The 25375-nt window shown below is 62.6% G+C and carries 23 protein-coding genes; 13 read left to right on the top strand and 10 right to left on the bottom strand.

Annotated elements, in window-relative coordinates:
- The first annotated feature begins 164 nt into the window (after positions 1-164).
- Complete coding sequence (locus tag NKH59_RS08855; RefSeq protein WP_352470285.1) at positions 165-347, top strand: hypothetical protein; 183 nt, start codon at positions 165-167, stop codon at positions 345-347.
- A gap of 268 nt (positions 348-615) precedes the next feature.
- Positions 616-1599: an alpha/beta hydrolase gene (locus NKH59_RS08850; protein WP_352539654.1), complete on the top strand. Its 984-nt coding sequence runs from the start codon at positions 616-618 to the stop codon at positions 1597-1599.
- A gap of 5 nt (positions 1600-1604) precedes the next feature.
- Here NKH59_RS08850 and NKH59_RS08845 read toward each other — a convergent pair whose 3' ends face one another.
- Entirely contained in the window at positions 1605-2504 is a 900-nt protein-coding gene (locus NKH59_RS08845) for a LysR substrate-binding domain-containing protein (protein ID WP_023676521.1), read from the bottom strand.
- A gap of 229 nt (positions 2505-2733) precedes the next feature.
- On the opposite strand from NKH59_RS08845, the gene NKH59_RS08840 reads away from it, so the two are divergent.
- From NKH59_RS08840 to NKH59_RS08825, 4 genes are all read left to right on the top strand, one after another.
- Positions 2734-2919 (top strand): hypothetical protein, encoded by a 186-nt coding sequence (locus NKH59_RS08840; protein ID WP_352452109.1) that lies wholly within the window; start codon positions 2734-2736, stop codon positions 2917-2919.
- A 335-nt stretch (positions 2920-3254) separates the two neighbouring features.
- Positions 3255-3389, top strand: coding sequence for a hypothetical protein (locus tag NKH59_RS08835; protein WP_013894968.1), 135 nt, complete (start codon positions 3255-3257; stop codon positions 3387-3389).
- A 350-nt stretch (positions 3390-3739) separates the two neighbouring features.
- On the top strand, positions 3740-4678 hold the full coding sequence (locus tag NKH59_RS08830; protein WP_352501106.1) for a GlxA family transcriptional regulator: 939 nt from the start codon (positions 3740-3742) through the stop codon (positions 4676-4678).
- A gap of 57 nt (positions 4679-4735) precedes the next feature.
- Positions 4736-4909 carry a type II toxin -antitoxin system TacA 1-like antitoxin gene (locus NKH59_RS08825; RefSeq protein ID WP_352470283.1) on the top strand — a complete coding sequence of 58 codons (174 nt, stop codon included), beginning with the start codon at positions 4736-4738 and terminating at the stop codon, positions 4907-4909.
- 10 nt (positions 4910-4919) lie between these two features.
- Here the strand turns inward: NKH59_RS08825 and NKH59_RS08820 are convergent, their stop codons facing one another.
- The 8 genes from NKH59_RS08820 to NKH59_RS08785 all read right to left on the bottom strand — a co-directional run bounded on the left by NKH59_RS08820 (position 4920) and on the right by NKH59_RS08785 (position 15270).
- A complete protein-coding gene (locus NKH59_RS08820; protein ID WP_352500960.1) occupies positions 4920-5702 on the bottom strand; it encodes an ABC transporter ATP-binding protein in 783 nt (260 codons plus the stop codon).
- Positions 5699-6475: an ABC transporter permease gene (locus tag NKH59_RS08815; RefSeq protein ID WP_352539653.1), complete on the bottom strand. Its 777-nt coding sequence runs from the start codon at positions 6473-6475 to the stop codon at positions 5699-5701. The genes NKH59_RS08820 and NKH59_RS08815 overlap by 4 nt, the downstream gene beginning before the upstream one ends.
- Before the next feature lie 71 nt (positions 6476-6546).
- Positions 6547-7497, bottom strand: coding sequence for an ABC transporter substrate-binding protein (locus tag NKH59_RS08810; RefSeq protein ID WP_352452114.1), 951 nt, complete (start codon positions 7495-7497; stop codon positions 6547-6549).
- A 114-nt stretch (positions 7498-7611) separates the two neighbouring features.
- Complete coding sequence (locus NKH59_RS08805; protein ID WP_352539652.1) at positions 7612-8460, bottom strand: DUF1194 domain-containing protein; 849 nt, start codon at positions 8458-8460, stop codon at positions 7612-7614.
- 100 nt (positions 8461-8560) lie between these two features.
- Complete coding sequence (locus NKH59_RS08800; protein ID WP_352539651.1) at positions 8561-9523, bottom strand: site-2 protease family protein; 963 nt, start codon at positions 9521-9523, stop codon at positions 8561-8563.
- Positions 9524-9530: 7 nt separating this feature from the next.
- The gene (locus NKH59_RS08795) at positions 9531-12092 is read right to left on the bottom strand and encodes a GcvT family protein (RefSeq protein ID WP_352539650.1); all 2562 of its coding nucleotides are present in this window, start codon (positions 12090-12092) and stop codon (positions 9531-9533) included.
- Positions 12093-12360: 268 nt separating this feature from the next.
- Positions 12361-12624: a hypothetical protein gene (locus tag NKH59_RS08790; RefSeq protein WP_352452117.1), complete on the bottom strand. Its 264-nt coding sequence runs from the start codon at positions 12622-12624 to the stop codon at positions 12361-12363.
- A gap of 156 nt (positions 12625-12780) precedes the next feature.
- Positions 12781-15270: a mechanosensitive ion channel family protein gene (locus tag NKH59_RS08785; RefSeq protein WP_352539649.1), complete on the bottom strand. Its 2490-nt coding sequence runs from the start codon at positions 15268-15270 to the stop codon at positions 12781-12783.
- A gap of 273 nt (positions 15271-15543) precedes the next feature.
- Between NKH59_RS08785 and NKH59_RS08780 the strand changes: the two genes are divergently transcribed.
- From NKH59_RS08780 to NKH59_RS08765, 4 genes are all read left to right on the top strand, one after another.
- Positions 15544-16803: a sarcosine oxidase subunit beta gene (locus NKH59_RS08780; protein ID WP_352500964.1), complete on the top strand. Its 1260-nt coding sequence runs from the start codon at positions 15544-15546 to the stop codon at positions 16801-16803.
- A 70-nt stretch (positions 16804-16873) separates the two neighbouring features.
- The gene (locus NKH59_RS08775) at positions 16874-17170 is read left to right on the top strand and encodes a sarcosine oxidase subunit delta (RefSeq protein ID WP_023676536.1); all 297 of its coding nucleotides are present in this window, start codon (positions 16874-16876) and stop codon (positions 17168-17170) included.
- On the top strand, positions 17167-20163 hold the full coding sequence (locus NKH59_RS08770; protein WP_352539648.1) for a sarcosine oxidase subunit alpha: 2997 nt from the start codon (positions 17167-17169) through the stop codon (positions 20161-20163). The genes NKH59_RS08775 and NKH59_RS08770 overlap by 4 nt, the downstream gene beginning before the upstream one ends.
- A complete protein-coding gene (locus NKH59_RS08765) occupies positions 20156-20743 on the top strand; it encodes a sarcosine oxidase subunit gamma (RefSeq protein ID WP_352539647.1) in 588 nt (195 codons plus the stop codon). The genes NKH59_RS08770 and NKH59_RS08765 overlap by 8 nt, the downstream gene beginning before the upstream one ends.
- Positions 20744-20762: 19 nt before the next feature.
- On the opposite strand, the gene NKH59_RS08760 is transcribed toward NKH59_RS08765, so the two are convergent.
- A complete protein-coding gene (locus NKH59_RS08760; protein ID WP_352500967.1) occupies positions 20763-21461 on the bottom strand; it encodes a nitroreductase in 699 nt (232 codons plus the stop codon).
- 270 nt (positions 21462-21731) lie between these two features.
- On the opposite strand from NKH59_RS08760, the gene NKH59_RS08755 reads away from it, so the two are divergent.
- The 3 genes from NKH59_RS08755 to NKH59_RS08745 form a co-directional block, all read left to right on the top strand.
- The gene (locus NKH59_RS08755) at positions 21732-22325 is read left to right on the top strand and encodes a helix-turn-helix domain-containing protein (RefSeq protein ID WP_353021558.1); all 594 of its coding nucleotides are present in this window, start codon (positions 21732-21734) and stop codon (positions 22323-22325) included.
- 77 nt (positions 22326-22402) lie between these two features.
- The gene (locus NKH59_RS08750) at positions 22403-24856 is read left to right on the top strand and encodes a GcvT family protein (protein WP_352539645.1); all 2454 of its coding nucleotides are present in this window, start codon (positions 22403-22405) and stop codon (positions 24854-24856) included.
- Positions 24853-25375 (top strand): homocysteine S-methyltransferase family protein (locus NKH59_RS08745; protein ID WP_353021556.1); only part of this gene is annotated, 523 nt, incomplete at its 3' end. The genes NKH59_RS08750 and NKH59_RS08745, both read left to right, overlap by 4 nt.

Below are 25375 nucleotides of genomic sequence, written 5' to 3'. Positions count from 1 at the left end.
GACCTTCCATTTTCATTTGTATGCAAATGTTTCCAGATCGCGCCGATCTGGAAACGAAATCGCGTTTTCGTGAAATCCGCCAGATACATAGGCGGAGCATTAACCGGCATCGAACGGCAGGCGGAAACAGTTTTCGGCCACCGCAACGCTCCAAGGAGATCAAGATGTCGATGTTCGAAAGCTTCGGCCGCTATGGTGCGGCCTTCAAGAAAACACGCGAAGCGCGCAAGTCGCTGCGCATCCTCAACAGCTTGCCGCCTGAGATCCAAAAGGACATTGGCTGGCCGGTGTCGCCGCGTTCGAGCGAAAGGCAGCTTTCGGTCGGATGGGGCACGCAGCGCGGATGAAATTCATCGACAAATGCAAGCTGCTCGGTATTCGCCGGAGCCGCAATGCGGCTCCGGCTGCACCCAACAATTGGCTGCGCGCCGCGTTGCTGCCGCGGCGTTGAGCTGCACCGGTAGGCCAGAGACTTCATGGCCGGACGCTTTGTCGACAGCTGGGATCAAACGACCGTGTTGAGATTGCATCAATCTTGACTTTTTTGGTGGCGACACAATCTTCGAAATAGTCGGGGGTTCTCTTAGTCGGCTCAGCCGAAGTCCGTGTATCTGCATGCCCAGTCTCAAAAGCCACGTCGTGTCGTTCGTCCTCAGGTACAGCCGCAAGAAGGCGTTTTCCAGCCCCGAGAACCTGCAGCGCTGGATCGCCTATGCGCGCAGGACGGAAAACCATCAGCCGCCTGCGTCGCTGTGGTCACGCCTGGAGATCACAACCCGCACGATCAACGGCTTTCCCGTCTACGAGATCGCTCCCCAGGCTGGTGAGCGGAGGCGGATTCTCTACCTGCACGGCGGCGCTTACGTCTTTGAAATCACACCCTATCATTGGCGGCTGATCGCCGACATGGCCGACCGCCTCGGGTTCGGTATCACCGTGCCGATCTATCCCATTGCTCCCGAACACGATTTTCACGCCATGTTCGGCATGGTCGGCGCCGTCTACCGCCAGATGTTCGGCGAAACCAGGGCGAATGATATCATCTTCATGGGCGATTCCGCCGGCGGAAACATGGCCGTCGTGCTGACCATGATGGCTGCGCAAGACGGCCTGCCCTTGCCATCACGCCACGTGCTGATTTCGCCCGGTCTCGACGTGTCGCTCGCCAACCCAGAAATGTATGAGGCCGAACGCAACGATCCGTGGCTGGGCATTGCCGGCGGCCGCGAGGCGATCCGGCTTTACAGCGCCGGCATCGATCCCACCGACTGGCGCATCAGCCCGGTTTACGGCGACCTGTCGGTGCTGCCCAAAACGCTGCTGCTGACCGGTTCACGCGATCTGCTCACCCCCGACAATCTGATTTTCGCGGAAAAGGCACGCGCGGCCGGCGTCGAAATTGAGGTCGTCCACGAGCAAGGCATGTTCCATGTCTGGCCGTTGATCGACATGCCGGAGGCGCGTCGCGCGCGGGACAGCATAGTGGCCTTCTTGACCAACGAAACTGACAGTTATCATGCCAAGGCAGGAGAGTTGTCGCTGCAAAGGGCAGACCGCGACGGAACGCCTCGCGATCTGGTTGCGCCGCTCAGGTCGTAGTTGGCTCAGAACTTCCCAGTTTCCCTGAACATCTCAAACGTCGCGCGGATATGGTCGGCGACTGCCTTCACTGGAGCGCTGGCGTCCGGCGTCACCACCATGGCCAGATTGTAGGTGCCGATGTCAGGCATGCCGTCCTTCGGGCACAGCTCGACCATATCGCTGCCGAGGAACGATTTCGGCAGCGGCGCGACTGCAAGATCCGCCATGATCGCGGCGCGCTGGCCGGCCGTGTGTGCGCTCATATAGGCGATACGGTAGTTGCGGCCCTCGCGGCCAAGCGCCTCCAATGCCCCTGCCCGCCAGGCACAGCCCTCTTCCCACAATGAGACCGGCAGCGGCTCGCGCAGATGCGCGCAACCGCCCTTGGCACCGGCCCAGACGATCGGCTCGGTGAGCAGCACTTCGGCGCCGATCGCGCTGGTCTTGTAGGAGTTGGTGAGCAGCGTGATGTCGAGCGCCCGGTCGTCCATGCGCCGGCGCAGATTGACGCTCTGGTCGATGGTGACGTCGACCGCGATCGATGGATGCGATTGTGCGAACCGCTTCAGCACATGCGGCAGCACACGTTCGCCGTAATCGTCCGGCGAGCCGAGCCGCACCACGCCGACAATGTCTGGAATGATGAACTTCGACACCACCTCGCGATTGATCGACAGCAGCCGGCGCGCATAGCCAAGCAGCATCTCGCCATCGGTGGTCAGCGTCACCGAACGGGCGTCGCGCGCGAACACCGAGCGGCCGAGAATGTCCTCCAGCTTCTTGATCTGCATCGAGACGGCCGACGGCGTGCGGAAGACCGCATTGGCCGCAGTGGTGAAGCTGCCGGTCTCGGCGATTGCGACGAAAGTGCGCAGAACATCCAGATCGAGCAGCGGCAGCGGATGATTGAGTGGGGCGTTCATGGTAAGCGGCCTTCAATTTTTCTGATGCAAACCATCATTCCATTTCGTTTGATTGAACATCAGTTTGGGAGGATAGTCAACTCCATCGAAGGCAGGACGCATCGAAGTGGTCCCGAAACAACCATGACACGGACCTGCAATCGACACGAAATGAAGCTGAAACAAACCCGGTGTACCGCCTGACGCTGCAAGCGCCGGGACAACCTGGCCCAACGCGAAGGAGAATGAGATGTCTATCCTGTCATCCATCGGTCGGATCGCGACCGAGTTCAGCGAGGCCCGTGCCCGCTACCAGACGGAACGCGCCATCCGCGCGCTGCCGATTGAACTGCAGAAGGATATCGGCTGGCCCGAAGCTGCCGATGCCAAGGCCGGCACTCGCCATGGTGTGGGATCCTGGGCTGGAGCAAAGTAAACCGTGTGTATCAACAGCTGAAGGCCTGCCGCGCAGATCAGCCCGGCAGGCCTTTTTGTTTGTACTCCAATGATTTTCCCGAGCCATGTCGCCGTCGCATGCCGCATATGAGCAAGTCGCATAGCAGCCCGCACTGGCAATCAACACATTGTAAATAATCGAAAATCCTGGGCAGAATGCCCAAATTTGTCGCATTCCGTGTCGCTTTTCATATCAAGTGCTTCGCTTTTGCGATTTAGTTTCCCCTCACGTAAGCCTATATCATCATCAACAAACGAGCTGCCCCACTCCATCAAGCGAAGGCGACCCGTCTGAGCAACCGAATGGAGATGATCATGAAGCTTTTTGCCCGCCTCTTTGCCCGTCGCGAAATGAACCTGACGACCGCGCTCGAGCGCCAGCGCCTGGCCAACACCATGCCTGGCCAGACCGGTGCCATGGCTGCCGCGCGCCTCGGCTTCGTCGCCTGAGACGCGGCAATCCCGGCGGAAGCAGCCTTGCGCTGCTTCGAAGGCGATCCAGCGCCGCTTCGGTTTTGCCGAGGCGGCGTTTTCGTGTGCGCAGACTGCGTAGGCTCGTTTGGTCGATCGGGCGGCATGTCGCGTCCTTCGCCGCATAGCGATTGCCCATTTGCGACCCGTGTCGCAAATAAAGTTGCTCCGTTGCCATCTAGCCAATTGACAGGAAACGTCTTTCCTGATGTCGCTATGCTAATCGCGACATCCTGTTCGCGCCATTGCAGCGTGAGTATCTACCCGTGAACGTCGTAAAGCACCCGATCCGGCGATCGTTCGTATTCTTCCTGGTCCCCGATTTCACCATGATCGCCTTCGCGACGGCGCTCGATCCGTTGCGTTCGGCCAACCGCATGCTCGGCTATGAAGCCTATCGCTGGCGGCTCGCCAGCATCGACGGCAAGCCGGTGCGCGCCTCGAACGGCGTCGAATGCGCCGTCAACACCTCGCTGGAGGAAGAGCGCAAGAAAATGTCCGGACCGGACCGGCCGAACATGGCCATCGTCTGCAGCGGCATCAATGTCGAGCGCTACCAGAACAAATCGGCCTTTGCCTGGTTGCGCGAGGAGTACAATCGCGGCGTTGCCGTCGGCGGCCTGTGCACTGGCGCGCATATCCTGGCCGCCGCAGGCCTGCTGTCCAACAAGCGCTGCGCCATCCATTGGGAGAACCTGCCGGGCTTTTCCGAGGCGTTCCCCAAGGCCAATGTCTTCGCCGACCTCTTCGAGATCGACCAGAACATCTACACCTGCGCCGGCGGCACCGCCGCGCTCGATATGATGCTGAAGCTGATCGGCGACGATTTCGATGAAAGCCTCGTCAACCGCGTCTGCGAGCAGGTGCTGACTGATCGCGTGCGCAGCCCGACCGACCGCCAGCGCCTGCCGCTGCGCGCTCGCCTTGGCGTGCAGAATTCCAAGGTTCTGGCGATTATCGAGCTGATGGAAGCCAATCTCTCCGAGCCGCTCTCGCTGATCGAGGTCGCTGATCATGTCGACCTGTCGCGCCGGCAGATTGAGCGCCTGTTCCGCACCGAGATGGGGCGCTCCCCTGCCCGTTACTATCTGGAGATCCGCCTCGACCGCGCCCGGCACCTGCTGATCCAGTCGTCGTTGCCGGTGGTCGAAGTGGCGGTCGCCTGCGGCTTTGTTTCCGCCTCGCATTTCTCCAAATGCTATCGCGAGTTGTACGCCCGCTCGCCGCAACAGGAACGCGTCGACCGCAAGCAGCTTCTGGCGGCTTGATCTGGCAAATCAGCAGAGGACCGGCGAAGTGTGATATTCCGCATCGAGAGATGTCGCATGACCACGAGTTCGAGCCTATCCGAAAAACCGGCCGACCCGCACAGCTTCCGCCTCGATGCAGAAAAATGGGCCGCGTTCATGGCGGCAATGGACGCCCCTACGCGCGACCTTCCACGCCTAAAGCGCCTGTTGAGCGAACCGAGCATCTTTTCCGGTCGCGGTCGAGTGTAGGTTGCGGCGACTATACCTGCGCCGTGCGCATAGCCTCGACGCGGATGTCTTCCGTCAGCCGCGCTTTCAGCGCCGAAAATTCCGGGCTGGTCTTCAGCGTGTAGTGGCGCGGATGCGGCAGGTCGACGGCAACGTCCGATTTGATGCGGCCCGGCCGTGCCGTCATCACGACCACGCGCGACGCCATGAAGATCGCCTCCTCGATGTCGTGGGTGACGAACAGCACCGTTTTTTGCCGGCGCTCCCAGATGCCGAGAAGCAGTTCCTGCATCAGCCCGCGGGTCTGGTTGTCAAGCGCGCCGAACGGCTCGTCGAGCAGCAGGATCTCCGGATCGTTGGCCAGTGCCCGGGCAATCGCGGTGCGCTGCTGCATGCCGCCGGAAAGCTGCTTCGGCCAATGGTTTTCAAAACCTCTCAGCCCGACGAGATCGACGTAAGAAGCGACGATCTCGCTGCGCTCGTGCTCGGCCATTCCACGTTCGCGCAGGCCGAAGGCGATGTTCTCGGCGACCGTCAGCCACGGAAACAGCGTATAGGACTGGAAAACCATGCCGCGGTCTGGACCGGGCCGGTCCACCACCCTGCCGTCGAGCAGAACACGTCCCCCACTCGGCGCTTCGAGGCCGGCGACGATCCTGAGCAGTGTCGACTTTCCACAGCCGGATGGCCCCAGGATGGTGATGAAGTCGTTGGCGGCGACCGCCAGATCGATCGGCATCAGCGCCTTGACCGGCTGCCCACCGCCGACACCGGCGAAGGTGCGCGAGACGCCTTCGATGAGCAGCTTGCTCACGCCAGGCTCCATGGAAACAGCCAACGGTTGAGCGCCTTGAAGGCGAAATCGGACAACAGCCCGATCAGGCCGATGACGATGATGCCGAAGATGATCTGCCCTGTCGCCAGCCGCGACTGGCTGTTGATGATCATGTAGCCGATGCCCGACGACGAGCCGATCAGCTCGGCGACGATGACATAGGTCCAGGCCCAGCCGAGCACCAGCCGCAGGGTCTCGGCAATCTCCGGCGCATTGGCCGGCATGATCACGCGCCGCACGATGCCGTTGTCGGACGAGCCAAGCGTGTAGGCCGCCTCGACTAGGTCGCGCCGTGTGCCGCCGACCTTGACCGCGATGATCAGGATGATCTGGAACACCGAGCCGACGAAGATCACCAGCAGTTTTTCGAGCTCGCCAACGCCCGCCCACAGGATGAGCAGCGGGATGAAGGCCGATGCCGGCAGATAGCGGGCGAAGGAGACGAACGGCTCCAGGAACGCCTCCACGGGCTTCCAGGCACCCATCAAGATGCCGAGCGGCACGGCAACGATGGCCGCCATCAGGAACCCGCCGAAGACGCGCCAGATGGTGATAAGGATGTCGAGCCAGAAGCGGTCCTCGACCAGCAGCCGCCAGCCGTCTCTCACCATCGACAGCGGATCGGCAAGGAAAATGCGATTGACGTGGCCGCCAAGCGTGATCCACGCCCAGAACGCCACGAACAGCACGAAGAACGAAATGCCGAGCACGGTTCGAATGCCCGGCGAGACCGGATGCAAGGGGCGCGGCATCTTCGACCGTCCTCTGATCTGAATGAAAAAGCGGCGGCGCACGCGCCGCCGCCGGGCGACAATCCTGGCGGTTAGTCGGCGACGGCGCTGGTGTCGGCCAACGTCGAGACGTCAGGCGCTTCCTTGATCAAACCCATCTGCAGCAGAAGCTCGCCAGCGGTCTTGGAAAAGTCCTGGAATTCCTTGGTGAAGAACTGCTTGTTTTCAGCCTTGTCGGCCCATTTCAGGTATTTGGCCGACTCTTCGAATTCCTTGGCCGACTGCTTCACGTCGGCACCCATCGTCTCATAGGATTTCGCCGGATCGCTCTTGATCAGGTCGAGTGCCTCGAAATAGCTGTCGGCAAGCGCCTTGCCCGCATCCGGATTGGCCTTGAGGAACTCCGGCGTGCAGCCGACCGTATCGAGCACCATCGGATAGTCGAGAGTGGTGACAAGGATGTGGCCCTGGTCGGACTTTTCGCGCACCGCCGAGATGAACGGCTCATAGGTGACCGCCGCATCGTTCTGGCCGGCGAGAAACGCCTGCGCCGCCGCATCCGGCTCCAGGTTGACGACCGTCACGTCCTTGGTCGACATGCCGTTCTTGTTGAGCACCCAGGCCAGCATGAAATAGGGCGAGGTGCCCGGCGCCGAAGACGCGACCGACTTACCTTTGAGATCGGCGACGGTCTTGATGTCGTTGCGGGCGACGATGCCGTCGGCGCCGTAGGATTTGTCGAGCTGGAATATCTGCTTGGTCGTCACGCCATTGGCGTTCCAGACCAGCCAGGTCTCGACCGTGGTGGCGGCGCATTGCAGGTCGCCGCTGGCGATGGCGAGCGGCCGGCTGGCTTGCGGCACCTTCTTCAAGGTGACGTCGAGGCCGTGCTTTTCGAAGATGCCGGCCTGCTTGGCGAGCGTCAGCGGCGCAAAGCCGGTCCACCCACTGATGCCGATGCTGACCGATGTGGCGGCCATCGCCGGCGCGGACAATCCGACGGCAAGCGTCAAGCTTGCGGCAAGAATTCCGATCCTGTTCATGTCGGTTCCCCTTTAATGTGTTCGGATGCGGAATTGTGTCACAGACGCCCGCAGGCTTGTCAATGAAGCAGATGCTGCACTGCGGTATGTCACCATCGACAGCAAACTCCGCCATCAGCGGCTGTCGTACATCCAGCTGCGGTCGCGCCACATTTTTTCGCCGACCAGGCAGTCGGTGACGGGGATGTCCTGTGCCAGCACCAATGGCGGATGCGCCGCCTCTTCCGCCGCTCGCTGCGGCGAGGCCGGACCGGCAAGCTCCAGCACCAGCTTGCGGCGGATGGCCTCCGGAAACTGCGTCCAGTCATTGACCGGGATCATGAAGGAGCCCGGCCCGCCGATGACGCAGTCGCTGTAGTAGCGGTCGAGATTGTTGACATCGTAAGCGCTGCTGAACCCGCCGCTGGTCATCAGCGGCAGGCCGTTGACGGTGATGCCTTGCTTGATCACGGCGTCGCGGGTGATATCGACAGGTGCGCCCTGGTTGTTGGGGCCGTCACCCGAAATGTCGATCACCCGCTTGACGCCCTGGAAGCCGCTTTCAGCAAAGAGATCGCTGGCGAATTCCAGCGCGCCGGAGATCGAGGTGCGCCTGGCAGTGGCCGGCGGATGAGCGGAAAGCTGCGCTGCCAGCCGCTCGGCGTCGGCACGATTGGCGATCACCGTCCACGGCACCACGACCTGCTGCCAGGTCGCGCCAGCCCATTCGACATAGGTGACGGCAATCTTGCCATGAGCGCCTTCGCCGATTGCCTGCAGGACATCGTCATGCGTCAGCGCCGCCGCGTAGCCATGACGCTGGATTTCGAGCTCGTCCGGCGACATGGACAGCGAAACGTCGACTGCCAGCACCAGTTCGATGTCGACCGGCTCGGCGGCGCGGGAGTTTGCAGTCAGCCATAGCACCGACGCCAGCGCGGCGGCACCCGAGACGAGATGTCTTGCACGGGCAAAACCAGACATGCCGCACGGTAAGCGAAAATCGCCGATCGACAAAGAGAAAAGCCCGGTGGAGACCCGGGCTCATTCGGTCACATTTTTGCGAACCGCCGGAAAACGAATTTCATTGGTGGATGCGGTGCCCGCCCCGTCCCCGCCACTCCACGGCCTTCTCGACATCCGTCTCGGAGGATGGGTCCGGCTTCGGTTTTCTAGCACCGACCCCGCGCGCTGCCCTCCAGTTCGGCTTGAATGACGGCGGAAGCCACAACAGAATACCTGCAACCGCGGCAGGCAAGATGATCGCAAAACGCAGAATTGAAAGTACGATGCCGCAGATGCCGACGATCTGCGCGGCCCGGCGGGCGCCGAAGCGTCTCAGGAACAAATGTCTTGCAATCACGCCGCCATCCAGATCGTAGGCAGGCAGGATGTTGAGAATGATAAGTGACACGTTCAACAATGCGCCAATCCAAAGCGTCCATTCCAGAGGACCGGCCGATCTTGACGGCAGCCACCCGAATGGCCTTTCGGGCGCAACTGGGATGAGTTCTCCAAAAACCAGATAATAGGCCGCATCGAAAAACGCGGCGAGCGCGACGTTCGCCAGGGGACCCGCTATCGCAATCCGCGCCCAGGCAGGCGATGGCGCTGCGGCGCGTTTGAAACGCGTGAGCCCGCCGAAGAGATATAATTCTATCCTGTCGGTGGCGACGCCTTGTCGGCGTCCGATCCAGGCGTGTGCCAGTTCGTGCAGAAATATCGACGCAAACAGAAGCGCTGCAAAGATAGAGGTATGGATCAGTGCATCCTTGGGTCGGCTCGCCCACTCGTTCAGGAAAGGCAGCACAATGGGAATTGCGAAGGTCCAGCTGACGCGAACCGGGATATTCCGGTTCAGTTGAAACACAAGCGCATCGTTTTTTCTGTCCCAGCCGATCCGCCGCAAAGGCACCCCCCAATCGCAGCGCGACGGTAAGCGAGAATCATCGCTCCACAAAGCGAAAAGCCCGACGATGAATCGGGCTTCTGCATTCAGGTCCTGCTGGCACTGCTCGGCTTGCCTGTGTGGAGAATCGGCAGGCAAGCAACACTTAGCTGCGCGGATTGACGTTCTCCGGGTCGTAGAGCGGCCTGTAACCGACGGCGGCCACTTCGACCGGGTACTTCTCGCCGAAATATTCGACGCTCAGCTTGCAGCCCTCCTGGCAATACGCCCAGGGCAGGTAGGCGAGCGCGATGTTCTTGCCGAGGGTCGGACCATAGGCCACCGAGGTCGTGAAGGAGCGTCGGCCGAGCTCGTCGACGAGCGTCTCACCGGTTTGCGGGTCCATCACCGGCATCGTGCCGACCGGATAGCGGAGAACGCCATTGGAATCGGTATTGTCGGTCATGATAAGCGTGCAAAGCATGGCCGGCTGATGCGCCCGGGCGCGATATTCCAGATGCTTTGCCTTGCCGCAGAAATCGGCCTCCTTGACTTTCGGACGGGCAAGGTCGGCTTCCAGCAGATTGTATTCGGTCAAGAGGTCCGCATTCTGCAGGCGCAGGCTCTTCTCCATGCGGCGGCTGTTGGCATAGGTCTCGACGCCAAAGGCCATCACGCCGGTCGACCGCAGCGCGTCCCAGACAGCCAGGCCGTCGTCGTAGCGCATGTGCAGTTCCCAGCCTTGCTCGCCGACATAGGAGATGCGGAAGGCGGTCACGTCCTTGCCGGCGATCCTGACGGGCTTGATCGCGGCAAAGGGAAAATTCTCAGGCGTCAGCCCGTCGGGGTTTTCCACGCACTTGCTCAATGTCGCCCGCGCGTTCGGACCCCAGATGCCGACGGTCACATATCTCTCGGTCACATCGGTGACGCTAACGTCGAAGCCTTTGTCCTCTGCCGTCCGGCGCATGTACTGGAAGTCGCGCGGCCCGGCATCGGCGCCGTCGATGACGCGGCAGCGGCCGGCCATGCGGATGACGGTCAGGTCGGCGCGCACCATGCCTTCCTCGTCGAGGAAATGGGTATAGATGCCCTTGCCTATATTGCCGTCACCGCCGATTTTTGCCGCGCACAGCCATTCCATCAGCGCGACATGGTCCGGGCCTTCCACGTCGTACATGGCGAAATGCGACAGGTTGACGATGCCGCAATCCTCGCTCATCGCGAGATGCTCGGCGTTCGAGACGCGCCAGAAGTGGCGGTTATCCCATTCGTTTTGGCGCACCGGCACCCGGTTGCCGTATTTCTCGAGCAGATGCTCGTTGGCGGCGTAGCCATGGGCGCGCTCCCAGCCGCCGAGTTCCATGAAATAGCCGCCGAGTTCCTTCTCGCGCTCCCAGAAGGGCGAGCGGCGGACATTGCGAGCCTTGGAGAAGGGCTCGCGTGGATGGACCGCTGGGTTGTAGACCTTCATAGCGGTTTCGGTGCAGCGATCCCAGATGAACTGTTCTTTCGTCTGGTGCGGATAGAAACGCGAATAGTCGATGGCGTGGTGGTCGATCGCCGTGCGGCCGTCCGTCATCCAGTCGGCGATGAGCTTGCCCATGCCGGGGCCGTCCTTGACCCAAACCGCCACCGCATACCAGAGGCCCCTGACCTTCTGGCTTTCGCCCATCGAGGGGCCGCCGTCCGCCGTCACCTGCAATAGGCCGTTGAAGGAATGGCTCTCATTGTAGCCCAGCTCGCCCAGGATCGGCGTCAGTTCCATGGCGCGCTCGAGCGGCGCCAGGATCTGCTCCATGTCGAGATCGCGTTGCGACGGCGAAAGCCGCGCCTCGTTTTTCTCGAGAATATCGCGCGGATGGCAAAGGCGCGGATTGGTCTCTTCGTAATAACCCCATTCGATCTGCCCGCCTTCGGCGGTCTTGGGGTCGCCGGTATCGCGCATGTAAGCCGAGTTGCCCTGGTCGCGCAGCAGCGGCCAGCCGATCTCCTTGCCGGTGCCGGCGAACTCGGTGTACGGCCCGAAGAAGGTAAGCGGATGGTCGATCGGCATGACCGGCAGGTCCTCGCCCGCCATTTCCGCGATCAGCCGTCCCCAGATGCCGGTGCAGACCACGACATAGTCGGCCTCGATGGTGCCGCGGTCGGTCACCACGCCCTTGATGCGGCCGTTCTCGATGACGAGCGACCTGGCCGACGTATTGGCAAACGCCCTGAGTTTGCCGGAAGCTTCCGCCTGATCGACAAGCTTGCCGGCGACGGTCTGCGAGCGCGGGATGACGAGGCCGGCGTCGGGATCCCACAGGCCGCCCTGTACCATCTGTTCTTCGATCAGCGGGAATTTTTCCTTGATCTCGGCGGGATCGATCAGGCGGGCGCGTGTGCCGAAGGCCTTCGCCGAGGCGATCTTGCGCTTGATCTCCGCCATGCGGGCGTCGTCGCCGACGCGGGCGACCTCGAGGCCGCCGATCCGCGCGTAGTGACCCATCTTTTCGTAGAAATCGATGGAATAGAGCGTCGTCCAGCACGACAGGAAATCATGGCTGGTCGTGTAGCAGAAGTCGGAAGCGTGCGCCGTCGAGCCGATATCCGTCGGGATGCCCGATTTGTCGATGCCGACAATATCGTCCCATCCGCGCTCGATCAGGTGATGGGCGACCGATGCGCCGACGATGCCGCCCAGCCCGACGATGACGACCTTCGCCTTTTCCGGAAACCCTGCCATTGCCCGCGACTCCAAGATGCTATTGCGAGCAGACTATAGGGCGGCGCGGCGCCGCGCTTGCAGCCTGTTTGCGACATCGCCAAAAAAGCCCGCGCCACCAGCCCGTCGAATGCAGTTAGACCTACGCCTTCGCCCTGCTCGGTACGAAGACGCTGCTAGAGCCCGTCCTGCGCAGCTTCGAAGAAAAATGCATACCTTCATCGCCGATTACCGGAAGCAAATAAAAGGCCGGGTGTTTGCCCGGCCTTCAAAAATCATGGCGTCGACTTTACTTGATGCGCGCGACGCCGCCCGAGATCTCGATCGTCTCCGAACCGGTCAGCGCCTCGAGGTCGCCATTCGGCAAGGTAACAAAACAGCCGCTCGGGCAAAATTCCACGGTTTCGCCAGCGGCCAGCGCCAGCTCGGTCTTGCCGCCGCCTTCCGTCACGATCAGCGTGCGGGTCTCGGCGTCCTTGTTAACCGCGCTGGCGGCATGGGCCGAGCCGCCCACGGCCAGAAAAGCGACGGCGGCGACGAGGGACTTCCACATTTTGCAGTATCGGTGTTGCCACCGCCTCTGTTGCATTTCGCAAGGCATTCTCGCCGTTTGCAGGTGAGCTTATATGCAATGCAAGCTGAACGGCAACTGAATGCCGCATTCATGCCGCAATTGGTTTCCGAAGGCTTGAAGGCAAGCTCCAATCAGCTAGTCAGGATCGGGCTTCCGTACCTTGCGTCCCGACTTGGCGAGACGTTTCGCCTCGACCGCCGCTAGGGCTTTTGCTTGTTCCCGCTCGGCGAATTCGACTTCGATCTTGTCGTCGTCGATCGGCCACGCCTCGTGCTTTTTGATCTCGACGACGGCGCGCGGTGTCGACGGAATTTCGATATGCTGGTCGGCGAACACATCGAAGATGGAAAAGCGGATGTCGTTCTGGACGATATTGCCACTAAGAACGTCTGCCAGGAATACGCGGATCTCGAATTCGAGCGCGGCCGGGCCGAAATTGGAAAACAGCACAAAGGGTTCCGGGTTCTTCAGCACCAGCGGATGGCTGCGTGCGATCTCCAACAGAACGCCATGCACGTGCTTGACGTCGCTGCCATAGGCAACGCCGACCTTGATGTCGACGCGGCCGAGCTTGTTGCGGTGCGTCCAGTTGCCGACCGCATTGTTGATCAGGTTTGAATTGGGCAGGATCACCGATTGCCGTTGGAACGTCTCGATCTCGGTGGCGCGCACGCTGATCTTCTTGACCGTGCCGCTGATGTCGCCGGCGACGATCCAGTCGCCGACCTTGAACGGCCGCTCGGCCAACAGGATCAGGCCCGACACGAAATTCGAGACGACATTCTGCAAGCCGAAACCGATGCCGAGGGACAGGGCGCCGGCGACCAGCGCGAGATTGGAGAGGTCGATACCGGCCGCCGAGATGCCGACCAGTGCCGCGACCGCGACACCGGCATAACCGACCGCCAGCCTGATCGAATTGCGCACGCCGGTGTCGACCCGGCCGCGCGCCATCACCGAGCCGTCGAGCCACCCCTGGAACCAGCGCGTCAGGAAATAGCCAATGATGAAGACGACGACGCCGGTGAGAATGCCGGTGACCGAGATCGTCACCGAGCCGATGGTGAGGCCGGTCGCCAGCTTGTAGGCCCAGGCCTGGATGTCGCCGGGCTGGAAGCCCCACATCAACAGGATCAGCGGCAGGAACACCAGCACAATCATGATGTTGATGGCGGCGCTGACGACAAGCCCGAGCTGGTCGAGGGCGGTCTCTTCGTAGCTTGAATTGGCCGCTAGCCAGCGCCCGATCGAAGTTTTGGCGAAACCACCTTCCTCGCCGATCGCTCGCGCCGACAGGAAGCCGATATAGGCGGTGACCAGGATGGTGCCGGTGACCACGACCTGCAGCGAGACGAAAATTGCAAGGCCGATATAGCCAAGCAGTGCCGATGCGATTGTGAATAGGCCTAGCGCGACGGCGGTGTAGCGCAGCCACGCCGGCCACGGGCGCCAGCTTCCGTCGGGGGCCTTGAACGGCTTCAGAAGGCCCATAAGGATCAGGATGATGCCGACGATGATGGTGGCGATGAAGCTTCTGGCGATGGTCAGCGACAGTGGCGAGCCCATCTTGTCGTTGACGACAGACAGGAAGTTGTTGCTGCCGATGACGACAGCCATGGCGGTCGTCAGCCGCACCAGCCAGCGCGCCGGGCCGGTTTCGACCGGGATCAAACGCCAGTTCGGCAGTCGGGGCTCGAGCGCTGCGTTGGTCAGGCGGTTGACGCAGAACACCACCGCGATAACGGCAACCAGCGAATTCAGGAAGATGCCGATATCACCGCGTAAAACGTTGTAATAATCGAAGAAGAAGATCGTCGAGACAAGGAAGGCGCCGACCGCCAGCGTCGGCAGCAACGTCGACCAGAACGCCACCGACAGGCGGCTGAGATAAGAGGGGTCCTCGACGGAGGGATCCGCTTCGAAGACGCGGCCGAACAGGCGTCGGCCGCCGATAAAAAGCACTGCAGCGAATGCGAGCGCCATCAAAGTCGCGGCAAGAATGGCCTGGAACTTGAACTTGAAGGCGAAACTCAGCCAGGACGAGACCGCCTTATAGAAGCCGGAAAACTCAGCGTTGGCGTCGGAAAAGACTTCGGGGCTAAGCGCATCGGACAGCACGTAGCGTTTGGTAAGCACATTGCGGAACAGCTCGCTGCGCATGTTGCCGATCTTCTCGATCAGCCCACTGATGCGGATCGACAGGTTCTGCGCGCTGGCAATAACGGCGTTGATCTCGGCTTTTTCGGAAGCCAAGGCCTGGCGTTCACCGGTTACGATGTCTGGCTCGGCCGGCTGGCCCGCGGCCGGCGGAGGTCCCAGCATCTCAATCCGATCGTTGATATCGCCGAGACGCGATCGGAACGCCAGCGCGCTGGTGAGCGCCGCCCGCGACAGATCCTCCAATTGCAGACGGATTTCCACGAGGGTGGCATCGTCTTGGCCGTCCTGCTGTATCTTCTTCTCGAGACCGTCGGTTTTGGCCGTCAGACTCTGGATGACCTTCTGCTGGTCTGCGATCAACCCGGCGGCGCCCTGCCCGAGTGCCTGCGCCATAGCAACGAGCGACGGCGGCGCCGAGACAACAAGCGCAAGAATCAAGACCAGGCGGAATAAACGAAAGAACATGATTTTTCTGGCGACTCGCGGGCGGCATCGGCAGTTTTGAAGCACGTCCTTGATAAAGAGGCTCATATCACGGGGCAAGTCATCCCAGGCGTCTCGTTTTTCGAAGTCCCGCCAATCGAAGTCGGCCAATCCAATCGAAGTCGGCCAAATCCAATCGAAGTCGGCCAAATCCAATCGAAGTCGGGGAGTCGAAAAGCGATGGCGCAATCTTGGCTTTGCGTTTGCAGCCTGCTCTATACTCTGCCGTAAAGCCTGAAATGGATGACAATAAGAATGGCGGAATATTCGGCCTTTTCGCTTCTCAAGAACGCGCTGACCGGAAACAAGGACTGGAGGCCGGCCTGGCGCAAGCCCGACCCGAAAGCGTCCTACGACGTGATCGTGATCGGCGGCGGCGGCCATGGCCTGTCGACCGCCTACTATCTCGCCAAGGAGCACGGCATCACAAATGTCGCGGTGCTGGAGAAGGGCTGGCTCGGCTCCGGCAATGTCGGCCGCAACACCACGGCGGTCCGTTCCAACTATCTCCTGCCGGCCAACACGCGTTTCTACGAACATTCGATGAAGCTGTGGGAGAACCTGGCCCATGACCTCAACTACAACGTCATGTTCTCGCAGCGCGGCTGCCTGAACCTCGCCCACACACCTGCCCAGCTCGACGACTATGCCCGGCGCGGAAACGCCATGCGCCATCTCGGCGTTGACGCCGAACTGATGACCACGGCCGAAATCGCGCGCCTGGTGCCGGCGCTCGACGTCTCGGCCACCGCGCGTTTCCCGATCGTCGGTGGCCTGATGCAGCGGCGCGCCGGCACCGCCCGCCACGACGCCGTCGCCTGGGGCTATGCGCGCGGCGCAGATCGCCGCGGCGTCGACATCATCGAAAATTGCGAGGTCACCGGCTTCCTGCGCGACGGCGACCGCATCATCGGCGTCACGACAACGCGCGGCGAAATCCGCGCAAAAAAGGTAGCGGTCGCGGTTGCCGGCAGCACCGGGCGGGTCATGCGGCTTGCCGGCATCGAGACGATGCCGATCGAGAGCCATGTGCTGCAGGCCTTCGTCACGGAATCGCTAAAACCGTTCATCGATACGGTCCTGACCTTCGGCATGGGCCATTTTTATATGTCGCAATCTGACAAGGGCGGGCTTGTCTATGGCGGCGATCTCGACGGCTACAACAGCTACGCCCAACGCGGCAGCCTGCCTATCGTCGATGAGGTGATGAGCGAGATGCTGGCGCTGTTCCCTGGGCTGGCCCGTGTCCGCATGCTGCGCTCATGGGGCGGCGTCTGCGACATGTCGATGGACGGCTCGCCAATCATCACCACCGGTCCGCTGCCGGGCATGTATCTCAACTGCGGCTGGTGCTATGGCGGCTTCAAGGCGACGCCGGCTTCCGGCTGGTGCTTTGCCTGGACCATTGCCAAGGACGAGCCGCACGGTCTCAACGCGGCCTTCACGCTCGACCGCTTCTACCGTGGCCTGGTGATCGACGACAAGGGCCAGGGCGCCACGCCCCGGCTGCATTAGGCCATGATCCCGAAAAGTGGAAACCGGTTTTCGGACAAGATCATGGTCAAACGAGAAGTTTAAGAGATCCATGCTCATCACCTGCCCCTATTGCGGCCCGCGCGACGTGATCGAATTCACCTATCAGGGCGACGGCAATCGCCAGCGCCCACAGCCCGCCTCGCAGAACCTCGACGCCTGGAACGCCTATGTCTACGACCGGCTTAACCCGGCCGGCGACCACAATGAGATCTGGCAGCATTCCGGCGGCTGCCGCGCCCATCTCAGGGTCGTGCGCAATACGCTGACGCACGAGATCTCCAGCACCGCGTTCGCGCGCGGCGACCACAACTCGGTTGCGCGGCACCGGGCCGAGGACAAGCCATGAGCCCGCGCCGTACAGAGGCCGGGGGGCGCATCGACCGGCTGCGGACCATCCGTTTCACCTTCGACGGCGCGCCTTATACCGGCCATGCCGGCGACACGCTGGCTTCGGCGCTGCTGGCCAACGGCGTCACCCTGTTTGGGCGTTCGTTCAAATATCACCGCCCGCGCGGCGTGCTGACCGCCGGCGTCGAGGAACCGAACGCGCTGGTCACAGTGTTGAGGGGCGAGGTTCGCGAGCCGAACATCCCCGCCACGATGGTCGAGATTTATGACGGGCTGGCCGCAATCAGCCAGAACCGCTTCCCTTCGCTTGCCTGGGACGTCAGTGCCGTGAACCAGCTCGGCGGCAAGCTTTTGTCGGCTGGCTTCTACTACAAGACCTTCATGGGACCGGTGATCGGTCCGCTGAAGGGCACTCGCTTCTGGATGTTCTGTGAGCATTTCATCCGCCGTGCCGCCGGCCTGGGCAAGGCAGGCACGGCTCCCGATACGGCGCGCTACGAACGCATGAACGCGTTTTGCGATGTGCTGGTAGTCGGCTCCGGCCCGGCGGGGCTGATGGCCGCCAGGGCGGCTGCCGATCAGGGTGCACGCGTCATCCTGGCCGAGCTCGAGCCGCATTTCGGCGGCTCGGCCAATTGGTCGCGCGAGACGATCGATGGCATGCCGGCCGCCGACTGGGCAGCGCGCGCCGCCGGTCAGCTTGAAGGCCGTGACAATATCCGCCTTTTGCCGCGCACTACTGTCTGGGGTTATTATGACGGCAACACGCTTGCCGCGCTCGAACGTGTCACCGACCACAAGGAAAAGGCCGGCAAGGGCGAGCCGCGCCATCGCTATTGGACGATCCGCGCCAAGTCGGTGGTGCTGGCCACCGGCTCCCTGGAGCGTCCGCTGGTCTTTCCGGGCAACGATCGGCCAGGCGTGATGCTGGCGCATGCTGCCGAGCGTTTTGCCAATGAATATGGCGTGCTGCCGGGCGACAGGGTCGCGCTGTTCACCAACAATGACAGCGCCTATCGCTCCGCGCTTGCGCTGAAGAAGGCCGGCGCCGTCGTCGTCGCCATCGTCGACGTGCGCCCAGAACTTTCGAGCGAAATGCGCAAGCTGGCCGGCGAAGCGGAGGCCGAGATCCTTTCTGGCCACGCGGTAATCGCCACCGAGGGCGGCAAGGCGCTTTCCGGCTTCAAGGTGCAGCGCTTCGACATGGTCAACGGCGCGCTTTCCGGCGAAGCGCGCAGCATCCACGCCGATTGCCTGCTGATGTCGGGCGGATGGTCGCCGACCATTCATCTGGCCAGCCAGGCCGGCGCGAGAGCGGAATGGAACGAAGCATTGCAAGCGTTCCTGCCGCCCAAGCCGACGACGCGGCAATGGATCGGCGCCGGCGCCTTCACCGGCAGTTTCTCCACCGCCGAGGCGATCGCCGAAGGCCGCGCCGCCGGCCTTTCCGCAGCGGGCGCAACCGCCACGCCGGCGGCCTTGCCTGCCGTCGAGGCAGCACCTGGCGATCCCGATCCGGCGCCGGTGCTCGAGATCAAGGCCAAGGGAAAGAGTTTCGTCGACTTCCAGCATGACGTGACGGCGGATGACGTGCGGCTGGCGCATCGCGAAGGCTTCGTCTCGGTCGAGCATCTGAAGCGCTACACCACGCTCGGCATGGCAACCGACCAGGGCAAGAGCTCCAACATACCCGGCCTCGCCATCATGGCCGAGGCGCTCGGCAAGCCGATCCCAGAGGTCGGCACGACGCGCTTTCGCCCGCCCTTTTCGGCGGTGTCGATCGGCTCGCTAGCCGCCGAACGCTTCGGCGATCTGAAGCCCGAGCGGCTGACGCCGATGCATGACTGGCACGTCGCCAACGGCGCCACCATGTATTCGGCCGGCCTGTGGTATCGGCCGATGATCTACGGCCATCCCGGCGAGACGATCGAGCAGGCCTATGTGCGCGAAGCGAGAGCCACGCGCGAGAGCGCCGGCATCGTCGATGTCTCGACACTGGGCAAGATCGCGGTGCAAGGCCCCGACGCGGCGGAATTCCTCGACCGCGTCTACACCAACGTGTTTTCGACGCTGGCCGTCGGCAAGGCGCGTTATGGGCTGATGCTGCGCGAGGACGGTCTCGCCTTTGACGACGGCACCACATGGCGGCTCGGCGAGCAGGATTTCCTGATGACCACCACCACCGCCAATGCCGGCAAGGTGATGCAGCATCTGGAATATTTCCTCGACGTGATCTGGCCGGAGCTGAAAGTCCACGTCGCCTCGGTCACCGACCAATGGGCCGGTGCCGCCATCGGTGGGCCGAAGGCAAGGCAGATACTGGCTGCTTGCGTCAGCGGCACCGCCGTCGACAATGCCGCCCTGCCCTTCATGGGCATCGTCCACGGCGAAATCGCCGGCGTGCCGGTGATGATCTGCCGGCTGTCCTTCTCCGGCGAAATGGCCTTCGAGGTCTATTCCGGCGCCGGCTACGGCACCCATGTTTGGGAGGCGCTGATCGAAGCCGGCAAGCCGTTCGGGCTGGTGACCTACGGGCTGGAGGCGCTGGGCACCATGCGCATCGAGAAAGGCCACGTCACCGGTGCCGAGATCGACGGCCGTACCACGGCACGCGACCTGCATCTCGACTGGATGCTGTCGAAGAAGAAGTCGTTCATCGGCTCGGCGATGATGGATCGCGAGGGGCTGATCGCACCCGACCGCCTGGAACTCGTCGGTATTGTTTCGCTCGACAACCAGCCGCTCAATGGCGGCGCACACATCGTCGAGGAGCTTGACGAAGCCAATCCACACGGCTCGCTTGGCCACATCACCGCCTGCTGCTATTCGCCGGCGCTCGGCAAATATATCGCGCTTGCCCTGGTCAAGGGCGGCAAGGCGCGGCGCGGCTCGCGTGCCTACGTTTCCGATCCGTTGCGCAACAGGTTCGGGCCGGTCGAGATCGTCTCCAACCATTTCTTCGATCCGGACGGGAGCCGCATGCATGGTTGAACGCCAATCACCGCTTGAGCCGGTGCTGCATCCGGGCTCGCATGGCAATTTCGAGCACGGTGTCGAAATCATCCTCTCCGAAACCAGGCCGGGGTCGATCCTGCAGCTCGCCGCCTGGCCCGGCGAGGAGAAGACGTTGATGGCCGGCATCCATGCGGTCACCGGCCTGGCTTTGCCCGACGGCGCCGGTGGCGGTGTGACGAACGGCGCCAGGTCGGTGTTCGGCTTTGCGCCGGGAAAATTTACGGTTGTCGATGAAGCCGAGGGATTGGCGCCGGCGTTTGCCGATGTCGTTAGTTCGGCCATCGGTACGGTGACCGACCTTTCGCACGGCCGCACCGCGATCCGTATCGCCGGGCCGAAGGCCGAGTGGGTGCTGGCGAAATTCTTCGCCATCGACTTCGCGCTGCCGGCCTTCCCGATCGGCGCCGGCCGCTCGACCATGCATCACGACATCTTCGCGCAGATCCAGCGCACCGGCGCCGATCAGTTCGACATCTATGTGTTCCGCTCGTTTGCCCGCTCGTTCTGGCAAGCGCTCTGCCATGCGAGCGAGGAAGTCGGCTACGAAGTGCAGTAGAGCCGGACGGCGCTTCACGTCACTCCGCGAACGTCACCCACTCTTCCAGCGGCGCGCGGTCGGTGCGGAAGGCATTTTCGGGCTTGGACGTATCCTCATGGCCGAGCGCCATGCCGCAGACGACGATCTCCTCGTCGGGAATGTTGAGCACCGGCCTGATCTGCCGGTGATAGGGCGCGAAGGCGGCTTGCGGACAAGTGTGCAGGCCCCTGCCCCGCGCGGCGACCATGATGTTTTGCAGGAACATGCCGTAGTCGATCCACGACCCCTTGTTCAGCCGCCGGTCGACGGTGAAGATCATGCCGACCGGGGCGTCGAAGAAGACGAAGTTGCGGTCGTGCTGCGCACGCATCCTGTCGACCTCGCGCCGGCCGATGCCGAGCACGCCGTAGAGGCCGAAGCCGTTGGCCCGCCGTCGCGTCAGATAGGGTTCGAAGAACTGGTCGGGATAGTAGCGGTACTCGTCCCACTCGGCCTTTTCGGCGCGGATGCCCGAGCTGAGGATGGCGTCGGTGATGCGCTGCTTGACCTCGCCCTTGGTCACATAGACCTTCCAGGGTTGCATATTGGTGCCTGAGGGCGCGCGCGCGGAAACGGCGAGAATATCGCGGATGGTCTCGTCGTCGACCATATCGGGCAAGAAGGCGCGTACCGACCGCCGCGAGGTGATCGCGTCATCGACGATCGCCGCCGCAATCCGGGAGTTGTTTTCCAGCATGGGCCGTCCTTTTGCGTATGATCCCGAACCCGATTTTCCGGAAGGATCATGCGCCGACTAGAAGTGATGGAGCATCCTTGCGCGTCTTTTTGAACGTCCGATAGCCTACCCGCCTCGACCGGACGCCCCACTTGCCGCTCGTGCGCCGAGCCTTTGCCCGAACCGTCAAAATGGCGCAAGTAAATCTTGTGATTTCGTGAAAATCCTCTTGATTTTTTCATGAACCCGCCATCAAATGAAATTTGCTGGGAATTTTTCACCAAGACAGGGATGGCTTTGCCCTCAACCGCCGCCAGATCGGAACAGGACAGCGGCGAACGGCTGCTGGCCGGCGACATTCGCGCGTTGCGCAAGGCGCGCGGCCTGACGCTTGCCGAAATCGCACTGAAGCTCGGCCGTTCCGTCGGCTGGGTCAGCCAGGTCGAGCGCGATCTGTCGGTCCCGTCGCTCGGCGATCTCAGGGCCTTCGCCGAATTGTTCGGCGTGCCGGTCAGCCTGTTCTTCAGCCATGACGTACCTGTCGAGACCGAGCGCGGCGTGGTCGTGCGCGCCGGCAGCCGGCGCACGCTTGGCACAAGCGATTCCGGCCTGGTGGAGGAGCTTCTGTCGCCCGATCTCGGCGGTAGCTTCGAGATGCTGCGTTCGGTCTTCGCCCCAGGTGCCGAGCTGCAGACCGAGTCGCGCCGGCCGACCGAGGAAGCCGGCTACGTCGCTTCCGGCAGTTTCGACATCGAAATTGCCGGCGTCTGGCACCGGCTTGGCGAAGGCGATTCCTTCCGCTTCGACGGCAAGCCGTTCCGCTGGCGCAATCCTGGAGCGGAACCGGCTGTGGTGATCTGGGTGGTTTCGCCGCCCGTCTATTGAACGAATGCATGTCGCCCAAAAGTGCGTGGCCGTTTTGGGACAACGACATGCATCAAAACAAATAGTCGGAGAAGAACATGGCCGGTTTGCCGACCACGGCACACGTGGTGATCATCGGAGGCGGTGCCGTCGGCGCCTCCTCGCTCTATCATCTCGCCAACGCGGGCTGGACCGACTGCGTGCTTCTGGAGAAGAACGAGCTGACCTCCGGCTCGACCTGGCATGCCGCCGGCAACGTGCCGACTTTCTCCTCGTCATGGTCGCTGATGAACATGCAGCGTTATTCGACCGAGCTCTATCGCCGGCTGGCCGACGAGGTCGGCTATCCCATGAACTACCACGTCACCGGCTCGCTCAGGCTAGCCCATAGCGCGGAGCGCATGCAGGAATTCCAGCGCGCCAAGGGCATGGGCCGTTACCAGGGCATGGATATCGACGTGGTCGGGCTCGACGAGATCAAGCGCCGTTACCCCTTCATCGAGACGCATGAGCTGAAAGGCGCGCTCTACGATCCGAATGATGGCGATATCGATCCAGCGCAATTGACCCAGGCACTGGCCAAGGGCGCGCGTGACATGGGCGCGAAGATCATCCGCTTCTGTCCGGTCACCGGCGTGCGCCGCGACAACGACGAGTGGGTGGTCGAGACAACGCAAGGCGAGATCCGCTGCGAGATCGTCGTCAACGCCGCCGGCTACCGCGCCGCCGAGGTCGGCAGGATGTTCGGCCGCGAGGTGCCGATGATGGTGATGAGCCATCAATACATCCTGTTTGAGGAAATCCCCGAACTGGCCGCATGGTCGAAGGAGCAGGGCAAGAAGCTGCCGCTGCTGCGCGACGTCGATACGTCCTATTATCTGCGCCAGGAAAAGAACGGCATGAATCTCGGCCCCTATGAGCGCAATTGCCGCGCCCACTGGGTCGGCCACAACGACCCAATGCCCGACGACTTTTCGTTCCAGCTGTTTCCCGACGATCTCGACCGGCTGGAACATTACCTGGCCGATGCTGTCGCCCGCGTGCCGATCCTCGGCACCGCCGGCCTGTCCAAGGTCATCAACGGGCCGATCCCCTATGCGCCGGACGGCAACCCGCTGATCGGCCCGATGCCCGGCGTGCCCAACGCCTTCGAGGCCTGCGTCTTCACCTTCGGCATCGCCCAGGGCGGCGGCGCCGGCAAGGTGCTGGCCGAATGGGTGACCGAGGGCCAGACCGAATGGGACATGTGGTCGTGCGATCCGCGCCGTTTCACCGCCTTTGCCTCGGCCCCGGATTATTGCGTCGCCAAGGGCATGGAGATCTATGGCAACGAATATGCCATCCAGTTCCCGCGCCATGCCTGGCCGGCCGGGCGCGACCGCAAGCTGTCGCCGCTCCACGACCGCATCAAGGCACTCGGCGCCCGGTTCGACGCCTATAATGGCTGGGAACGCGCCACCTGGTATGCGAAGCCAGGCGACGACATCTCCGAACAATCCACGCTGACCTTCCGCCGCGACGGGCCGTGGCAGCATCGTGTGCGCGAGGAATGCCTCGCCGTGCGCGATGCCGCCGGCATTCTGGACCTGCCGGGGTTTTCCCGTTTCAATCTCGATGGTCCGGGTGCCGCCGAATGGCTGAGCCTCCAGGTGACAGGCCTGGTGCCGAAACCCGGCCGCATCGGCCTCGTCTATTTTGCCGACGACAAGGGCCGCATCGTCACCGAAATGTCGGTGGTCCGCCACGACGAGAACCTGATGACGCTGATCACCGCCGCGGTGGCTCAGTGGCATGATTTCGAATGGCTGAAATCGCGCATCCCGAAGGACGCCACTTTCAAGCTGGTCGACCGGACGGAGGAATACTCCACCCAGATCCTCGCCGGCCCCAACTCGCGAAAAATCCTCGCCGAACTCTGCGCGGCCGACCTCACCCTGCCCTGGCTGACGCATCAGGAAACCAGTATCGCCGGACGTTGGGCAAAGCTGGTGCGCGTGTCCTTCGCGGGCGAGCTCGGCTGGGAAATCCACAGCAAGGTCGACGATACCGCAGCCATCTTCGACGCCGTCTGGGAGGCCGGGAAGAGGCATAGACTAAAACCGTTCGGCATGTACGCACTGGATTCGCTGCGGCTCGAAAAAGGTTACCGCACCTGGAAGGGCGACCTGTCGACCGACTATTCGATCCTGCAGGGCGGGCTGGACCGCTTCGTCAGATGGGATAAGCCCGACTTCCGCGGCAAGGCGGCGCTGCAGAACGAGAAGCAGCAGGGCGTAAAGAAACGCTTCGTCACGCTGGTCGTCGAAAACCCCGGCGACTGCGATGCGCCCACCATGTCGACGCTGTGGCATGACGGCCGGATCGTCGGCGAGACGACATCCGGCGGCTGGGGTCATCGCATCGACAGGTCGATCGCGCTCGGCATGCTGCGCGCCGACCTCACCGAGCCGGGAACCGCTGTCGAGGTCGAGATCTTCGGCGAACGTTTTCGGGCGGTCGTGCAGAGGGATGAGCCGTTATGGGATCCAAAGAACGAGAGGCTCAGAGCATGAAGACTGTTATCCTCACCGATGGCGGCATGGGCCAGGAGCTGGTCCGCCGTAGCAGTTCCGAGCCGACGCCGCTGTGGTCGGCCAGGGTGCTGATCGACGAACCGGATCTGGTGCGCGACCTGCATGCGGAATTCATCCGCGCCGGCGCCCGCGTCATCACCATCAACACCTATTCAGCCACGCCGGAACGGCTGGCACGCGAAGGCGCGCAAGAGCTGTTCAAGCCCCTGCAGAAGCGCGGCATCGAACTGGCAAGGCAAGCCCGCGACCAGGCTGGCGACGCGGCGATCGCCGGCTGCCTGTCGCCGCTGTTCGGCAGCTATGCGCCGGCGCTGACGATATCCTTCCAGGATACGCTCGACATCTATCGCCGTATCGTTGCCGAGCAGGCGGGCGGCGTCGATCTGTTTCTGTGCGAAACCATGGCGTCGGCCGAAGAGGCGCGGGCCGCCGGGACACGCGCGGGGGGGAGCGGCCAGCCCGTAGTGGGGTTGGGGGCGCCTTGGCACCCCCGCCCGC

The sequence above is a fragment of the Mesorhizobium sp. M0998 genome (assembly GCF_040318885.1).
Taxonomy (GTDB): domain Bacteria; phylum Pseudomonadota; class Alphaproteobacteria; order Rhizobiales; family Rhizobiaceae; genus Mesorhizobium.
This window is presented reverse-complemented; position numbering and strand designations above follow the sequence as displayed.

Excerpts from the sequence above, each read along its gene's own strand:
- NKH59_RS08780 (WP_352500964.1), top strand. The coding sequence starts at position 15,544 with ATGGCGGAATATTCGGCCTTTTCGCTTCTCAAGAACGCGCTGACCGGA.
- NKH59_RS08785 (WP_352539649.1), bottom strand. The coding sequence starts at position 15,270 with ATGTTCTTTCGTTTATTCCGCCTGGTCTTGATTCTTGCGCTTGTTGTC.
- NKH59_RS08840 (WP_352452109.1), top strand. The coding sequence starts at position 2,734 with ATGTCTATCCTGTCATCCATCGGTCGGATCGCGACCGAGTTCAGCGAG.
- NKH59_RS08795 (WP_352539650.1), bottom strand. The coding sequence starts at position 12,092 with ATGGCAGGGTTTCCGGAAAAGGCGAAGGTCGTCATCGTCGGGCTGGGC.
- NKH59_RS08835 (WP_013894968.1), top strand. The coding sequence starts at position 3,255 with ATGAAGCTTTTTGCCCGCCTCTTTGCCCGTCGCGAAATGAACCTGACG.
- NKH59_RS08850 (WP_352539654.1), top strand. The coding sequence starts at position 616 with ATGCCCAGTCTCAAAAGCCACGTCGTGTCGTTCGTCCTCAGGTACAGC.
- NKH59_RS08770 (WP_352539648.1), top strand. The coding sequence starts at position 17,167 with ATGAGCCCGCGCCGTACAGAGGCCGGGGGGCGCATCGACCGGCTGCGG.
- NKH59_RS08765 (WP_352539647.1), top strand. The coding sequence starts at position 20,156 with ATGGTTGAACGCCAATCACCGCTTGAGCCGGTGCTGCATCCGGGCTCG.
- NKH59_RS08760 (WP_352500967.1), bottom strand. The coding sequence starts at position 21,461 with ATGCTGGAAAACAACTCCCGGATTGCGGCGGCGATCGTCGATGACGCG.
- NKH59_RS08845 (WP_023676521.1), bottom strand. The coding sequence starts at position 2,504 with ATGAACGCCCCACTCAATCATCCGCTGCCGCTGCTCGATCTGGATGTT.
- NKH59_RS08830 (WP_352501106.1), top strand. The coding sequence starts at position 3,740 with ATGATCGCCTTCGCGACGGCGCTCGATCCGTTGCGTTCGGCCAACCGC.
- NKH59_RS08755 (WP_353021558.1), top strand. The coding sequence starts at position 21,732 with ATGGCTTTGCCCTCAACCGCCGCCAGATCGGAACAGGACAGCGGCGAA.
- NKH59_RS08805 (WP_352539652.1), bottom strand. The coding sequence starts at position 8,460 with ATGTCTGGTTTTGCCCGTGCAAGACATCTCGTCTCGGGTGCCGCCGCG.
- NKH59_RS08825 (WP_352470283.1), top strand. The coding sequence starts at position 4,736 with ATGACCACGAGTTCGAGCCTATCCGAAAAACCGGCCGACCCGCACAGC.
- NKH59_RS08790 (WP_352452117.1), bottom strand. The coding sequence starts at position 12,624 with ATGTGGAAGTCCCTCGTCGCCGCCGTCGCTTTTCTGGCCGTGGGCGGC.
- NKH59_RS08750 (WP_352539645.1), top strand. The coding sequence starts at position 22,403 with ATGGCCGGTTTGCCGACCACGGCACACGTGGTGATCATCGGAGGCGGT.
- NKH59_RS08815 (WP_352539653.1), bottom strand. The coding sequence starts at position 6,475 with ATGCCGCGCCCCTTGCATCCGGTCTCGCCGGGCATTCGAACCGTGCTC.
- NKH59_RS08855 (WP_352470285.1), top strand. The coding sequence starts at position 165 with ATGTCGATGTTCGAAAGCTTCGGCCGCTATGGTGCGGCCTTCAAGAAA.
- NKH59_RS08810 (WP_352452114.1), bottom strand. The coding sequence starts at position 7,497 with ATGAACAGGATCGGAATTCTTGCCGCAAGCTTGACGCTTGCCGTCGGA.
- NKH59_RS08775 (WP_023676536.1), top strand. The coding sequence starts at position 16,874 with ATGCTCATCACCTGCCCCTATTGCGGCCCGCGCGACGTGATCGAATTC.